The organism is Horticoccus luteus, from assembly GCF_019464535.1.
GTDB classification, from domain to species: domain Bacteria; phylum Verrucomicrobiota; class Verrucomicrobiia; order Opitutales; family Opitutaceae; genus Horticoccus; species Horticoccus luteus.
The window spans coordinates 3,071,990-3,087,611 of sequence record NZ_CP080507.1 but is presented as its reverse complement, the minus strand read 5'-3'; the positions used below and the strand labels follow the sequence as shown (position 1 = coordinate 3,087,611).

Here is a 15,622-nt window from a genome sequence, read left to right as displayed (position 1 = left end):
TGCGCGCCCGCGCTTCCGTCGCGCCGCCTGAAGCCCTCGGCGCGCAGGCGCCTCTCGCGGCCGTTCTTTCCGAGCGGCCGCGGAGAGCGGGCCGCGTAGGTTACTTTTTAGCGACGGAAATTTCGAGGCGCTGCACAGTAAATGCGGCGTCTTTTCCTGAGACGATTTCCACCACCTGCGCTTCGTCCTGGAGTAGCGAGTGTGGAATCGGGTAAGTGCGAAGGGCGCCTTGCGAGCCCGCGGCCGGAGCCAGCTCGGTGGCGTTGAGATAGACGCGCAGCTTGTCGGGGCCGGCGGAATCCGGACCAAATTCCATCGTCAACGCAACGGCACGCCCGGCTTCCGGCACCGGGCCCGTTTGCACGCGCAACGCGCAGCCGGGTGGCCATTGAAAATCGGTGTGGTGATCGGTGGCGGGGAACGCGGCATCGGCGGGCTCACCGGGTGCGCGGATGTCGCGGTAGGTGATGGCGTGCACGCGCGCCAAGGCGGCGGCGCCGGCCGCGCTCTGCAGTCCGTGCATGACCGCCGAGTATTCCGCGGCGGTCCACGGGTGTTGTGTTTCCTGAAACAGAGGCTTGGGGATATAGTTGAAGAGGTAGACGGCGTCGGCGCCGCCATGGAGCAACGCTGCGCTGACGCCCGCGACGAGCGCAGGCGTCATCATCGACGCGGGGCCGTTGGGCACCGGCTGGTAGCGGATCTCGATGCCGCCGGCGAGTTCAGCGGACGTGCCGGCGAGAAGGCGTTTCCATTCCTGAATCGGAATGTCGAAATCGGTGGTGGACCAAAAGGGCGTGGGCACGACGAGATCGACCAACCCAACCCGCGCCCAACCCGCGCCATCGAGCCCCAAGCGGCGGGCGGCCTCGGGCCGCGTCGGCACGCGCACGCCGAGGAGCACGGGATGCCCGAGGCGCGTTGCCGCGCGTGCGCATTCGGCGCGGACGCGCTGCATCCACGCGGTGATGGCCCGACCGCCGGCGAGCTCGTGGCCTGGTCGAAAGCTCAACGGGAAACGCATCCAGTCGAGTTCGAGGCCGTCGAGGTCGAGCGTTTCCAACTGCTCGCGCACGAGGGTAAAATAATGATCCTGCACCTCGGGGCGTTCCCAATCGAGTCCGCGATCGGCCCACCAGTCGCCGCCGCGATACGGCGCACGCAATTGGCCCGCGGCCCGCTGCGCTTTGAAGAAGCTGCTGAGAAGTGTCGACTCGGGAAGCAGGCAGTCGTGCAGGTCGTTCATGCGCACGCTCACCCATGCGCCGATCCCGCGAGCGCGGCAGCGGGCGAGTGCCCGCGCATGGAAATTGATGCCGAGGTCGGCAAGGCGTTTGGCGGCGTCGAGCCGGCCGCGAGTGGCAGCAATTCCCGCGGGGCCCGCGGCTGCGAGATAGCGGAGCACCGGTTGGTCGTTGGGGCCGGCTGGATCGTAGCGGTCCCAGTCGTGCTCCCAGACTTTGCTCGGATAATTGGCGCGCTGGGCATTGACGCACGAAACGAATGTGCGGATTCCGGCGTCAGCGAGTTGATCAATATAGGCATCGACGAGCGCGCCGCTCATTTCGGTGGCTGTATAATCGAAGAAAAACTGCGTGCTGTCCTGATTGAAGATCGGGCCTTTGACCCGCGGGACAGGAGAGGAAATGTCCGCTGCGGGCTGCGCCGCCGTCGCCCAAAAGAGGAAAGCGAGCAGCGAGCAGCGATGGAAGAGAACGCGGGGTAGGTTGAGCATAGGGGTGGCGCGCAGCTTGGGCCGCGCAGCGATGCAACCGCAAGTCGCGTCGTGCGAGTCTGCCGTTGCGGCAGAAACGCGAAGCAAGCGCGCGCGAGCCGGCCGCCCCCGGCTGGTCTCACCACGCCAAGCCGAGCGGATCGAGGGACGCGCGCAAGGCGGCGGGGTCGAGGATATCGATGCGGCTGTCGGGCCAAAGGATGGCGAAGCGATGGCCGTCGGGGAGAAATTTTACGCCGGTGGCGAGATCGGCCGCATCGGGGAGTTCGATGGTCGCAAACGCCTTTCCGTCGGTCATCGCAACGAGGTGAATGTGATTGTCGCGCACGATTACGGCGTAGGCCTCGTCGGGCGAGAGCGCGAACGACGTGGCGTCGCCTCCGAGTTCTCCCGCAAGTTTTACGCGCGGCTGCCACGTGGCGGTATCCCAGAGGATGCTTTCGGAGGGACCGTTGGACGTAAGCACGGTGCGGCCATCACGACTCCAGGCGACGTCGCAGGACACGCGCGCGGGCAGCTCGGCGACGACCGCGCCGTCATCGACGCGATGCACCCGCAGACGTTGCTCGCCGCCGGCCGGACCTTGGCCGCTGCAGTTCACCAGCACCTCGGCCGCATCGGGACTGAAGGCGGCGCCATACACGCCGGGAGTGGTCCAGTGCGCGCGGTTGCGCAGGCCGCCAGACGATCGCTCGATGATTTTCACCGCGCCCGTTTCGAAATTGACCAACGCGCAACGCAGCCGGTCGGCGGAATACGCGGCAATCGCGAAGCCAGGCTCGGCATCGATAAGCTGCGGCGGTCCAAATTCGATTTCGCGGCCGTCGGAGCGGCGGACGAGCTCGCGTTGTTGCAGGCCGTTGAGCGTCGAGCAAACGAGCAGCGAGCTGCCGTTCGCTTCAAACGCGACAGTCGTAAATTCAGTGGCGCGATCGGCACCGGCGTCGAGCGCGGCGAGCACGCGGCCAGTTGCGAGATCGCGCAGCAGCGTGTATCGACCGTGCCCGGACGCCGCCCAGCGCCCGTCGGGGCTAAGATCGAAACTGCCGCTCAAGCCGGCGCCGGTGTAGGCGCTGGGATGGGGTGGAGCGATGCTGCGAAGTCCGATGGGCGAAATCACGTTCCAGCGCGTGGCGATACCTTGGAGACTTGTCGTGACGAACGTGTGCCCGCCGCGGGGCGCGGCTACGAGGGCGGGACCGATTTCGGGCAGCTCGAATTCCGGGCGGCCAGTCAGGAGGTTGACGAAGTGAAGGTTGGTTTCGACACCGCGCGTCACGGCGAGGCGGTCGTCGTCGAGTGGCAGAACCTGGACCAGATCGTGCAGGCCGAGGGGATGCCGCGCGAGCAGCCGCTCGTGGCGCACGTCAAAGATCGAAAGGGAATTGTCTTCGGCGCCGACGAGGAGGCGCGTGCCGTCAGCGGTCCATTCCAGCGCGCTGGGCGCCGTGACTTGAGCGAGGCGATAGGCGAGGGCGAGCGTGTCGGCGCGGAAGATGAAAACCTCGCGCGCCGCGTGGTCTTGGGTGCGCGCCGCGGCGATGAGCGCGCCATCGGGAGAATAGCGCACGACGTTGAACTGTGCGCCTGCTGGAGAATGCGCGAGTTCGCCTCCGTCGGTGAGGCGATGAAGTGTCAGGCCGTGCGGGGCCGCGCCGACGACCACTTGCGAAGCGTCGGGACTGAAATCGTAGTCGTCGTTAAAATCTTTCGTGAGCATGGATCCGCCCGGCAGAGGGAGACCGCGCAGGATGAGTTCGGGCTGACCGTCGTGCGTGCGCCAGACGCGCAGCGTGGCATCGAGGTAACGCGCCATCGCGTGCTGCCCATCAGCGCTGAAACGCAGGGTGCCAATGACGCGCGTGCCGGCGGCGGCGATTGGCGGCGTGGCCAGGCCTTGACCCCAGGTGTGAAACGTAGCGGGGCTGCGGACGGGGCCGGCGACGTTGATCATTTCGACGGCGGCCGTGCGGCCGGCGGGATCGAACGTGATGGCGGCGGGGGCGTTGGTGCCGAGATCCCACGTTTCCGCGGGCGAGAGATCGGTCAAGAGGAGCGCACTGAGCGCCTCATTGCGAAGATCGACGCCCGGGCGGATGCGCGCGGCCTCGGCGAGCGCGACAAGGGCTTGTTGGCGGCGACCGGGCAGCGTGGTGTGGCGGATGGCGCGCGCCTCGCTCAGACGAGCGGCGCGGAGATGCTCGCGGTCGGCGGCCTCGGCGGCGCGGGCACGCGCGAGCGACTTTTCGGTGGCGGCGCGCGCGTGAGCCACCCACACGGCGGAGAGAGTGGAGCCGACGGCGATCGCGACGACGAGCAGCCAGACGGCGGCGAGTGCGGGGCGGCGGCGGCACCAGCGGAAAAAGTGGCCGAGGGGCGATATGGGGCGCGCGAGGATGTGTTCGCCGGCGAGGAAGCGCCGCAGATCCTCGGCGAGCGCGGCGGCGCTGGTGTAGCGGCGCGCGGAATCGCGTTCGAGGCACTTCAGGCAAATCGTCTCGAGATCGTGCGGCACCGCGGGGGCGAGCAGGCGGGGCGAAGGCGGCTCGGTGCTGTTGACCAGCGCGGCGAGTTCGGCCGGCGAGGCGCCGGCGAAAGGCGTGCGGCCGGTGAGCAACGCGTAAAGCACGACGCCGAGCGCGTAGAGATCGCTCGCGGCCGAAAGCGCCGCACCGCCGCCGTGCATCGCTTCGGGCGCGAGATAATGCGGCGTGCCGAAGACGCCGGATGCGCTGGTGAAGTCGCCGCTCGTTTCAAGTTGCGCCGCGAGGCCGAAATCGGCGAGGCGCGGTTCGCCGTCGTCGAGGAGGATGTTGGAGGGCTTGAGGTCGCGGTGCAGCACGCCCTCGGCGTGGGCGTGCGCGAGGGCGGAGGCGATTTTCGCCACGAGCGCGGCGGCTTCGCGCGGGGCGAACGTGCGCTGCCTAAGCTGCCGAGCCAGGTCGCCGCCTTCGACGTAGGCCATCGAAAAGTAAACGTCGCCGCCGGCCCGGCCGGAATCGTGGATCGAGATGATGTGCGGGTGATGAAGCCGCGCGACGGTTTGCGCTTCGCGCAGGAAACGCATTTCAAGTTCGGGCGGCGCGCCGGGGCCGGGAGAGAAGACCTTCAGTGCGACGATGCGGCCGAGGCCGCTCTGGCGCGCGGCGTAAACGCGACCCATGCCGCCGCGGCCGAGCTCCTCGATGATCGTGTAGGGACCGATGCGCGCGGGTTGGTCGATGGGTGCGAAGTCGGCGACGCCCGTTGCGACGGCGGGATCGAGAGGAGTTTCGGTTTCGAACGGCGTGTCGGTGCCGAGGGCGAAGGCGCGTTCGCCGGCGCAACGCAGGCACAGGCCGCCCACGTCGGCAAAGGGATGGGCGGTGAGGTTGCCACAGCGCGGGCAGGAGGCAGGCGGCGGGGAAGCAGAGGCGGAGGGAGGCATCGGCGGACTAGCGGCGCAGCGCCTGAAGGAGGTGTTGCATCTCGGCGGCGATGTCGTCGGGCGAGCGCACGGTGGCGGCGACTTCGAGTTTCACGAGTTCGGCGTAGCGGTGGTTGAGGCGGTGGACCCAGACGGCGACGTTGGTGCGGGAGGTGCCGAGGGCGAGGGCGGCGGCATCGTAGTCGCCCCGCGTGGGCGTCGCGCTGAGGAAGGCGCGCAGGACAGTGAAGACGCGTTGCCGGCCGGCGGCGATTTGTTCGGCTTCGAGTTGTTGCAACGCGCGGTGCAGGAGCGTGAGCGCCCAGGTTTTCTCGTAGGCTTCACTGGGGTCGAGTTGCGGTTGATCGGCGGCGGCAAATTCGCGTTCGGCGTCGAGCGTGGACCAATCCACAAAACGGACGCGGCCGCCGCGTTTTTGCGCGAGGGCGCGTTCGAAGTGCTGGCCGAGGAAGTGTTTCAGCGCGCCGACGAGGTAGCCGCGAAAGCGACCGCGGGCGGGGTCGGGTCGGGTGAGAAAATCGCTCTCGATCACGTAGGCGAAAAAGCCCTGCGTGAGATCTTCCGCATCGGCAGGCGAAAAGTTGCGGCGGCGCAGATAGCTGTAGACAGGCAGCCAATACGCGGAACAGAGGGATTGCAGCGCAGCGGGCCGGTCGGTGGCGTCGGGGCGCGACGCGAGAACGATGCTCCATTGGGTGGAAGCGAAGGCGGCGTCACCAGCGGGAGACTCGCGCTCGGGCATGAGCCGGGAGTCATAACCCGCGGCGGGCGCGAGTGAAGCGTCAAGTGTGGCGTTCATCGGCGCCGCCGCGGCACCGCGACAGCCAGCGCGACGGCGGCCGCGAGGAGGGCCGCGGCGGACGGCTCGGGGATGGTGGCGAGCGACGGGGAAATTTGCGACGGCGTGAGCAGCACGGCGTGGGTGTAGCCGAAGGGGTCGTGCGCGGCGGCGGCGATCTGGCCGAGATCGTTGATCGCGTAGGGCACGGTGACGGTGTAGCCGCTCGCGCCGGTGATGAAATCGTTGAGATCGTAGAGCGTGCCGGCCGAGGAGATGAAGCCGTGGTTGCCGTTGGTGGCGGTGCCGGCGTAACCAATGACGTCGCCGAGGTTGTTGATCGCCGTGGCATAGCTATCGAGAGAGGGGCCGAACGCGCCGAGTGAGGTGAGGGCGCCGTCGGTGAACAGAAACGCCCGGTTAGGGCCCGCGGCGGTGTTGGAGTAGCCGACGACCTGGCCGGCGTCGTTGAGGCCGTAGGCGTAGCTGTTGGCGCCGCCGAGCGTGCCGAGATCGAGCGCGGCGCCGCCGGAAAAGAGCACCGCGCGGGAGTGGGCGTTGGCGAGAGTGGCGGAACCGGCGACCTGGCCGGAAGCGTTAATCGCCTGACCATTGCTGGAAAGTCCGCCGGGAAGGAGGCCGAGATCGGTCATCACGCCGCCGGCGTAGAGAAAGGCATGCGGCGCTTGGGAGGTGACAGTCGAATAGCCGGTGGCTTGGCCGGATTGGTTGATGGCATAGCCGTAGCTCGCTCCGCCACCGAGGGTGCCGAGATCGGTGAATGTGCCGTGAGCGTAGATGAATGCGTGGTAATTACCCGAGGCGGGAAAACTATAGCCGACGACTTGCCCGGCATCGTTGAGACCGAGCGCGCGGCTCTCAGTGCCGCCGAGCGTGCCGATCGGTTGCGCGGCGTCGCCGACGGCGACGAAGGCGATTTTGGTGCCGGTGGAGGTGTAGTCGAGATAGCCGGCGACCGTGCCGGCGTTGTTGATCGCGGTGCCGTAGCTATAAGTGGCGCCAACAGTGCCGAGGTCGGTCAGAGTATAGTGAAAATCGGCGCGCGCGGCGATGGTGAGGGTGAGCAGGGCCGCGGTGGCAGCGAGGCGGGAGGGAAGCGTCATGGAGAAGAGGCGGGAGTGCCCACGACCGATTGCGGGATCGCCGGCGGAGAATTACAGGAAAGTTTGCGGCGGCAGAAATTTTCCGGCGTCGCGACCGCGGCCGGACCGAAGCGACCGCGAGGGCTCCGGGCAGAAAAAAGCCGCCGGTGGTGAGCCGGCGGCTGGAGGGCTGACGTGGGGAAGGGGATCAGTTCATGACGCTCGCAAGGTCGAAGCAGAGCACACCGGCGGAATCGGCGGTGAGCGGGCCGCCGGGCGTGAGGGCGACCTGCGCGGTGACGCCATCACTATCCGCGACGACCGAGTAGGAACCACCGGGCACGAGGCCGGTGACGTAGTGTTTCGTCACGGTCGCGGGAACGCTGTAACTTGTGCCGACGTTGGCGCCGCCGAGGTTAACGGGAAACATCACCACGCTGGCGCCGACGATTGCGCCGGTGCAGGCCGTGCCGGCGGTGCTTTGCACCATGCTGGCGGCGGTGGGTGACGTGACCGCGGCGTCGGCGCCTTGCAATACGTGGAGGAAGCGGACGTCGGTGGGACGGGTGGTGTCTTCGACGACGAGGCGGCCGTTGCACGGTTCAAGTTGGGCGATGTTGGTGAGCGTGCCGCCTTCGGGGACGTAGGTGAGCGTGGCGTTGGCGGGGAGCAACGTCTGCACGAAGAGGTGCTGCCCGTGAGGCGTGATGACCGAGGCCTGACGCTGCGCTTGATCGATGAACGGCGCGGCCGTCAGCGAGAGATTGAAGCGTTTGAACAGGCCGGCGTGCAACGACGTGGCGCGGTCGTAGATCACGATGCAATCGGGCTGAAGCCAGACGACCGAGCGGCTGGCGTGCTGGATGTCGGTGAAGTTGCCGGCTGGATTGGACGACGGGTGATTATAGAGATTCGTGAGGTCGGTCTGCGCGGCGGCGTAGCCTGGGCCACTGCTGGCGAGGGTGACGGGATCGCCGGCGGACTGGTGGTTGTTCCATTGCGAGCCGTTGTTCCAGTAGGGCTGTTCGAACCATTGCATGAACGGCGTCGCGGAGGAGGACCAGTTTTGCAGCGCGAGGGTATTATGCCAGATGGTGGACTGGCCGTTGCCGTAGTTGTCGTAGTTGGAGAGCTCCTTGGTGAGCCATTCGCCGTGGCGGTAGAACTCGATTTGGCCGCCGTCGCAATTCTGATGGTTAATGGAGAGCCAGCCGCTGCGGAAATCGAAGAGCGTGGCGTTGGGCGACCAGTCGGTGCGCGCGAGCAGGCGGCCCATGCCGGGGTCGTAGAAATTCGCGCCGTAGGCGAGCCGCGGGTCGGCCGGATGGAGGGCGGTCGGATCCGTGGGATCGAAGAGCATGAAATAGAGAATGGACTCGATGGTGTTGTAGGGCCGCTGAATGCGGTTGAGCAGGCCGGCGCTGCCGCCTTCGACGGCGTTGAGCGCGATCCAACGGGCGGCGGCGAGGTGATCGGTGCGGCCCTGCTTCTGTTCCGTGAGGGCGAGCAGGGAATAGGTCGTCATGACGTCGGGCGTCACCCAGAGCCGGATGAGGTCGCCGATGCTGGCGATTTCATAAATCGGCCCGAGATAACTTTGCACGGGATTGACCTGTTGCTGGGGCACCATGGTGGCGAACAAGCCGTGCACATAGCGATCCCACACGGGGGAGTTGAGAAGACTGATCTGCGGACCGAACACGGCGGGATCGGTGGCGCCGGCGGTTTGCAGCGCGAGGAGCTGGCCTTGTATATAGCCGATGGAGTGTCCGTAGAGGCCGCCTTCGACGGCGGTGCCGCCCGAGGCGAGGCCGACGCTGGCGGAGGCGGGGAGTTGATAGGCGGCGCGCACGTCGGCGGGATCGCCGAACATCGCGAATTGTTGATAGAGCCAGGCGCCGGTGGCGTTGAGGAGGTAACTGCGCAGGGTGTTGCCGCGGACCGAGGCGGGGACCGCGGAGTCTACCGCGGGATCATCCGCGGCATCGAGTGCGAGCGGCATCATGGTGATGAGGCGGGCGTGGTTGAGATAGTAGTTGTTGGCCGCGATGCGCATGGCGTTGCCGCCCGGAAGGAGCGCGACGTTATTCGTGACGCCGATGGGCGCGGGGTGATCGCCGCCGGTTGTATAGGCGTTGAGGCAGTCGTCGGCCCAGAGGAGGAAAACGCTGCGAATGGTGGCTTTGTCCTGGGGAGTGAGGATGGCGACGGGCTGGCCGTTGGCATCGGTGACGCCCTGGAGCCAGTCGGCGAGGAGCGGCCAGCATTCGCCACTGGAGTTGCCGCGATTGTAGATGGAGAAGATGGGATCGCGGAAGGGTGCGCCCTTGAGGTGGCCTTTCGCGGCTTCGTTGATGACATACATGAACAGGGCACGGGCTTTTTGCGCGTAAACGAGGCGCGCGGCCGGGTCGGGATCGACGAGGCCGAAGAACGCGAGGGTGAGTGCGTGTTGTTCGCTGATCATGTCGCTCGGCGTGATATTGGCGCCGGAGTAGCCGTTGATATCGCCCGAATCGGGATATGGGCTGGCGAGCTGGGCGTTGGGAAAACAAAGGTCGTAGGCGTGCAGGGCGAGCGAGAGCATGGATCGCAGGCCTTGTTGATAGAGGGTGTTGGACGGCGTGGCCCAGGAGCGGAGGCGCGGGAGATCGGATTGATTGAGCCAGAGCCGTGGGTGGCCGGCGACGACCGCGGGGAGAGGCGGAGGGGTATAGTAATTCGCGGTGAAGGTGACGTTCGCCGCCGGCATGACGAACGTCGTGGTGGCCGCGAAGGGATCGGCGGAGGCGGGGCCGCTCCATTGTTTGAAATACTGGCCGGCGGGCGCAGGCGCGGCGGCCAAGGAGACGGTGTTGCCGGCGGAAACCGTGGCGGTCGCCGTGCCGTTCGCGGTGCCGTTGACGACGGTCACCGTATAGGTGGCGGACGGCGGCGTGACGACGGGCGGCGGCGTGGAGCCGCCTTCGCCGGAGCCATCAGGGGACGGCTGCAGCGCGATTGGAAATGAGGCGGCGGCTTTGTGACCGGTGGAATCGGTGACGTTGATATAGACCGAATAGGGATAAGAATAAATCCACGCGCCGCCGCTGGCCGGGGTGCCGCCGATGTGCCCGGCGGCGTCGAGGGCGAGGCCGGTTGGGAAGCTGCCGGATTGAAGATTCCAGGTGTAAGGCGGTGTGCCGCCGGTGGCATTGAGGATGTAGGAATACCCCAAGCCCACGGTGCCGGCGGGCAATGTCGTCGGCGTGATGGCGAGCGGCGTGGAGGCGGAGGAGGAAGGTGGCGGCGGTCCGGCATTGTCGGGCGGCGGATTGGAAACGACAGGCGGCGCGCCAACGGCGATGGCGACATTCCATCCGCGTTGCGTGGAGAGACCGTTGACGTCGGTCACGCGGATGAAAATGACCGCGCTGCCGGCTTTGGTGGGCGTGCCGCTGATTAGGCCGGTAGTGGAGTTGAGCGCGAGTCCGGCGGGCAGTGCGACAATGGGCGTGCTCCAGGTGTAGGGCGCCGCTCCGCCGGTGGCGGTGAACGCTTGCGCATAAGGATTGAGTGTCTGGAGCGGAGCGATCGTCGGCGGCGAGATCGTGATGGGTGAGGGCGTGCCCGCGCAAAGGGCAGGCGCGCTGAAGGCGAGCGCAAGCGGGAGGGCCGCGCGGAACAGGAAGGCGCTTAAGCGATGAAGGGAGGAGGCTGATTTCATGGGGAGAGCGACGCCGGGAGTGGCGCCGTTGCAGCCAATTGCGGAAAGCCCGTCGGAAAATTACACGCGGGCTAAAAGCAGCGCGAAATTCCCTCGGGAAAGCACCGGCTCGCGCTTTGCGCCAAGCCGGCGGACGCAGGGTGAGCTGTCGTCGACTTTACATTTTTTTGCTATCGCCAAACCCCCGCGGCCTCGGTGGATATTTCGGGCGCTTGAACTCAATTAAAACCATCCTTCTCGGCGTTGGAGCCGCGGTCATTTTTTCGCAAACGCCGGCCTTCGCGTCGCCCGCCCCTGGTGCCCCGATTCAAACCCTGGAGTCGCTATTCGACAACTCCGGCCTTGGCATGTCGGGCGTGCTCGACACCAACAGCATCGTCGGGGTCGGCACGATGACTTACATTGGGGCGCCGTTAGGCGACGGATCCTATGATTTCACGAGCTTCGATGGGTTAACGCTTTCGTTTTCCTTTAACGGCGGCGTCAATTTTACCGAGGCTGATATGACGACCAACGCGAGTGCCGTCGGCCTGCAGATCGTGATCATCGGTTCGACGTTTCAATTCGCCGCCGCCCCGAACGGTATTTCCCAGGGCTCGGCGGAGTTCATCCATGGCACGAGTGATTTCTTTGCGGTGTCTCCCACCGGATACCCTTTTTACGCCTATTATGTTGGTGCGCCGACCTCGCCGATCTATTCCGGGGTTTACGGGGCGGTGAATGCGTCGCCGATTCCTGAGCCGAGCTCGTATGCTGCGCTGCTGGGAGCGGTGGCGCTGGGGGCGGTCGTTGTGCGCCGTCGGCGGCGCGCGGTCGCGCAAAGCTGAGGTTGCAGAAGATCCTTTCGGCGAAGCCGTGGCCATGGCGCCACGGCTTTTTTGTGACCGAGTGTCGTCGGTTTGAGCGCGGTCGTCACAGGCGGTCGACCGGCCAAGGCCGAGAGAAGGCATCCGTGGCGACGAGCCGGCGGGCGCCCCGCGACACAAAAAACGCCCGGCTCGTGGGCCGGGCGGGTAGGAAAAGCGAAGCGAAAACGTTTCGGTCTGCGCGTTCTTCTTCTTCGTTAATGTATGGTGACATTAATTCCGTGACACCAAGGTCAGAGGGGAGGTGACAAGAATTCAAAGTCATGCGGTGCTTTCCAATTAAGCTCCGTTTGACGGAGCAGCATCCAACTCCACGCGATCTTCAAATTCACGTTTTCGTGCGCTGGAAGGAGACGGCGAACGCGTAGATAATCGCGGTGCGCTGTCGGACATCGGGATGCCCGACGAAAGCCAGTTTTGCGAGCCGATGGCCGAAGCCGTCTGAAATCTTACGGTTATCCATGGTCAACGGTCTGTTCTTCATGCCGCCCGCGGAAAGAGAGGAGTGGACCATCCCGACCGGCGGACTTTCGGTTCCGTGACTTCCACGATTCCCAAGCGCTACACCCTTCACTGTATCTCAGGGGTTGAAGCGAATGCCTTGGGCTGCAAGATGGCAGCATGTGTCTCCGCACGGTTCGGCCGCTATGGGTTGGCTGCCTTTGTTACGGATTATGCGTCCTTAGATCCTTAGCGCAGGACGGGAGCGTGGATTCCTCCTTCGCGCCCAACCTCCCAACCGCTGACCCGATACCCGCACTCGTCATCGACGAGTCAGGTCGGATGATCGTTGGCACGTTCGCGACGGGGCAGCCTGCGCGACTGTCTCGCGTGCTGCCGGATGGGACGATGGACCCCTCTTTCAACGTGAGCATCGGATATTCGGGTGCGAGCGGCGGGGTCCTTCGGCTGCTTCAGTTCGCGAACGGGGACATTCTCGTTGCTGGTCGTTTCACGACGGTGAATGGGCGGCCGATCAACGCGCTCGCCCGGGTGCGGCCGGATGGGTCGGTCGACCCATCGTTCAATGCACAACTACCGGCCGATGCCATCGTCGCCGCAATCGCTCTCGCGACTGACGGGCAGCTTTACGTCGGCGGTCTGTTTAGCCAGATCGGCGGCGGCGCCCGCCAGTCGCTGGCGCGGCTGACCCCTGGCGGCAGTCTCGACCTTACCTTCGACGCGGGGAACCGCCCGCTGCCGATCACGACCTACGTGACGCGAGACTTTGCCAATCTGATCACGGCTATCCTGCCCCAGGACAAACGGCTGCATATCGCCGGCACGCAACTGACGCCCTCGACGTTCTACGACGACGAGGCCATTTTCGCGACGTTAGGACCGGACGGACAACTTCTGGACAACACGTCGTATGCTCGGTCGCCCGCGTCCGTTTACAACGCGCTCGTGCTGCTGCCCAACGGCAAACTCATGCTCGGAACCGATTCGAGCGATGCGAAAAGCTGGGGTGATGGTCTGACCACGTCTGATTCCTCGAAGAGAATCAACTTGAACCGCTTCAAGACATACTGCTCGGGAGTTGGCTTGTCCAATCCGGGGAGTATCGAGTGCATCCTAGCGTATGCGGACGGACGGGTGCTGGCAGGCGGCGTTTTCACGAACGTAGTGATCGACGGTTACTACGATCCTTCCAAACTCTACAATCAGGCCGGAGTCGCCCGGTTGGACCCTTCGTTCAAGTTCGATCCCACCTTCGATGTGGGCGGTATGGCGAGCGACAGAGGCTACCCCTCCGTAAATGCGATGGCGTTTGCGCCGGACGGTTCGATTGTGATCGCGGGCGAGTTTTCCAGTGTCGGTGGCCTCGCGAGGCGCAACCTGGCCCGCCTGCGCAGCTCGGCGGAGGCGCCGGTTCTGCTGCAACAGCCGCAAGCTCAAGGCACGGTCGCAGGTAACTCCGTGAGGCTATCCGTCAAGGCGTGGGGCACTCCGCCCCTCCGGTATGCGTGGAGTAAGGACGGTGCACCGGTTCCGGGCGAAACTCGCGCCGATTTGGGCATCGCTCAGGCGACCACCGCGGACACTGGCAGCTATCGGGCCACGGTGAGCAATGCCGGCGGTTCGGTGACGAGTGAGGCGGCTGATCTGCAGATTATGCCGCAATCGGTAGACCCGTTCGGCATTACCGTCCAAGTGGAACGCAGCCTCAGCCCAACGGTGGCGCCGTTCGTAGTAGGTCCCGGACCGGATGGCAGCTTGGTGGTCGCATGCGATCGGCGGATCCTGCGCTACCGCGCGGATGGGACGGTGGATTCCAGCTTTGCCACTTCACCGGCGACGTTCTATGAGTTGCGCACGATCGCTGCCGTCACCATGGGCGACGGCACGTTCTGGGTCCTCGCGTCTTACCAGCAGTCCATCGACGTGCCGTTCCGGTTCACCCTCATGCACGTGATGACCTCCGGCGAGGTGACGTTTCACGACGACGCCCTGGCGGCCTGGGCACAAGCGTATGATCTGCAGTGGCAGCCACCGAATCGTATGTTGATGGCGGTGCAACGCACGACCACGTCGAAGCCGGAACTCACCGCGGTCACGCTAGAGGGCCTGCCGGATCCTTCGTTTGCGCCGGATGCACGGTTTGCGGACGGTCGTCCTTACTCGTTTATAGTGGCGGCCGATGGATCGATCTACCGATTGGTCAGCCAGCCGCTGACCCACACGCCACCTGTCGCGCTGGAACACTTTGATTCGGATGGCCGCTTCGTAGACTCGGTCATCCTGCCGGTGACTGGATCGACTAATACGCTGGGCGTGAGACTGCCGGACGGAAGGGTGGTGATACGTAGCCCGGAGGCGCCGGGCATTGAACGATTCTGGCCCGACGGTCGCCGTGACGAAACCTTCACTCCGCCCAAATTTCGCTCTTCAGGATACGCGACTGGGATCACTGATGTGCAGATGGAGGCCGACGGGGCTCTCTGGGCGCAAGGCGGCTTCGACCAAGTTGACGGCACTGCCCGACGTGGCGCGGTCCGCCTGTTTCCGGACGGCGCTTGGGATCCCTCGTTCAATCCGCGTCCGTGGCACAGCGACTGGAATTCCGCCGGAGGAGTTTTGCTCAAACAGCCGACCGGTATGGTAGCTCTCGGTATCATTCTGGCGGGCTCACCAACGCTGAATACACAGACCCTCGCTTACTACCCTGCACAGCGGGCGACTCCCGGCTCGCTCGCCAACCTGTCGACCCGCGGCCTCGCCGCACAAGGCCAGGAGACGCTGATCGTTGGCTTTGTGCTCCGGCCGGAAATGGAGACCATGCGAACTTTGGTACGAGGAGTCGGCCCTTCGTTGCAGCGTTTCGGAGTTACAAGGGTTGTGAACGACCCGCGACTGCTTCTGTTTAGGGGAAGCGACTTGATCGCAACGAATGATGAGTGGCAGGACGATGGTCCGGGGATCGCGGCTCTGTCGTCTGAGCTTGGTGCTTTTGCGCTTGATCCGGGTAGTCACGATGCGGCCATGCAGCCGCGACTCCCCGCGGGCGCGTTCACCGCACACGTGCAAGCCGGAGCGTCGGCGGTAGCTCTCGCGGAACTCTACCGCACGTGGGAAGGCAATAACCGGTTGCTCAATGTTTCTTCCCGAGCCCTGGTGGGAAACCGCGACAATGTGCTGATCGGTGGCTTTGTCATTACCGGCGGACCTAAGCGGATAATGATACGCGCGGTCGGCCCGGCTCTGGAGCAGTTTGGCTTGACCGGAGTCCTGGGTGATCCGCGCCTGCGGGTCATGCAGGGAGATCGGCTGGTCGCCGAAAACGACGACTGGGACAACGGTGGCAACGGCTCACTGATTGCCAGTGCTGGCGCACGCCTCGGCGCCTTTGCCCTGACGTCCGGGTCGCGGGATGCTGCTTGGCTCGGCAACCTGCCCTCCGGTGCCTATACGGCAATCGTGAGCGGAAGTGACGGCGGCAGTGGAGTCGCATTAGTGGAAATTTACGACGCCGACCCGTAGGCAGGCTGTCCAGCCGCGCCGGAAAT

At 65.3% G+C, this 15,622-nt stretch carries 8 protein-coding genes; 2 read left to right on the top strand and 6 right to left on the bottom strand.

The window, feature by feature from the left end; translation table 11 throughout:
- Positions 1-100: 100 nt before the first annotated feature.
- The 5 genes from K0B96_RS12635 to K0B96_RS12615 all read right to left on the bottom strand — a co-directional run bounded on the left by K0B96_RS12635 (position 101) and on the right by K0B96_RS12615 (position 10,749).
- A complete protein-coding gene (locus K0B96_RS12635; protein WP_220161255.1) occupies positions 101-1,735 on the bottom strand; it encodes a glycoside hydrolase family protein in 1,635 nt (544 codons plus the stop codon).
- 118 nt (positions 1,736-1,853) lie between these two features.
- Positions 1,854-5,162 carry a WD40 repeat domain-containing serine/threonine protein kinase gene (locus tag K0B96_RS12630; RefSeq protein WP_220161254.1) on the bottom strand — a complete coding sequence of 1,103 codons (3,309 nt, stop codon included), beginning with the start codon at positions 5,160-5,162 and terminating at the stop codon, positions 1,854-1,856.
- Between the two features lie 7 nt (positions 5,163-5,169).
- A complete protein-coding gene (locus tag K0B96_RS12625; protein WP_220161253.1) occupies positions 5,170-5,904 on the bottom strand; it encodes an RNA polymerase sigma factor in 735 nt (244 codons plus the stop codon).
- A 53-nt stretch (positions 5,905-5,957) separates the two neighbouring features.
- Positions 5,958-7,064: a hypothetical protein gene (locus K0B96_RS12620; protein ID WP_220161252.1), complete on the bottom strand. Its 1,107-nt coding sequence runs from the start codon at positions 7,062-7,064 to the stop codon at positions 5,958-5,960.
- A gap of 187 nt (positions 7,065-7,251) precedes the next feature.
- A complete protein-coding gene (locus K0B96_RS12615; RefSeq protein ID WP_220161251.1) occupies positions 7,252-10,749 on the bottom strand; it encodes a putative Ig domain-containing protein in 3,498 nt (1,165 codons plus the stop codon).
- Positions 10,750-10,961: 212 nt separating this feature from the next.
- On the opposite strand from K0B96_RS12615, the gene K0B96_RS12610 reads away from it, so the two are divergent.
- The gene (locus K0B96_RS12610) at positions 10,962-11,576 is read left to right on the top strand and encodes a PEP-CTERM sorting domain-containing protein (RefSeq protein WP_220161250.1); all 615 of its coding nucleotides are present in this window, start codon (positions 10,962-10,964) and stop codon (positions 11,574-11,576) included.
- Positions 11,577-11,943: 367 nt separating this feature from the next.
- Here K0B96_RS12610 and K0B96_RS12605 read toward each other — a convergent pair whose 3' ends face one another.
- Positions 11,944-12,099 (bottom strand): hypothetical protein, encoded by a 156-nt coding sequence (locus K0B96_RS12605; RefSeq protein ID WP_220161249.1) that lies wholly within the window; start codon positions 12,097-12,099, stop codon positions 11,944-11,946.
- A 365-nt stretch (positions 12,100-12,464) separates the two neighbouring features.
- On the opposite strand from K0B96_RS12605, the gene K0B96_RS12600 reads away from it, so the two are divergent.
- The gene (locus K0B96_RS12600; protein WP_220161248.1) at positions 12,465-15,596 is read left to right on the top strand and encodes an immunoglobulin domain-containing protein; all 3,132 of its coding nucleotides are present in this window, start codon (positions 12,465-12,467) and stop codon (positions 15,594-15,596) included.
- Positions 15,597-15,622 lie beyond the last annotated feature (26 nt).

Coding starts and splice junctions, on each gene's coding strand:
- K0B96_RS12635 (WP_220161255.1), bottom strand. CDS start 1,735: ATGCTCAACCTACCCCGCGTTCTCTTCCATCGCTGCTCGCTGCTCGCT.
- K0B96_RS12630 (WP_220161254.1), bottom strand. CDS start 5,162: ATGCCTCCCTCCGCCTCTGCTTCCCCGCCGCCTGCCTCCTGCCCGCGC.
- K0B96_RS12625 (WP_220161253.1), bottom strand. CDS start 5,904: ATGCCCGAGCGCGAGTCTCCCGCTGGTGACGCCGCCTTCGCTTCCACC.
- K0B96_RS12620 (WP_220161252.1), bottom strand. CDS start 7,064: ATGACGCTTCCCTCCCGCCTCGCTGCCACCGCGGCCCTGCTCACCCTC.
- K0B96_RS12615 (WP_220161251.1), bottom strand. CDS start 10,749: ATGAAATCAGCCTCCTCCCTTCATCGCTTAAGCGCCTTCCTGTTCCGC.
- K0B96_RS12605 (WP_220161249.1), bottom strand. CDS start 12,099: ATGAAGAACAGACCGTTGACCATGGATAACCGTAAGATTTCAGACGGC.
- K0B96_RS12600 (WP_220161248.1), top strand. CDS start 12,465: ATGGACCCCTCTTTCAACGTGAGCATCGGATATTCGGGTGCGAGCGGC.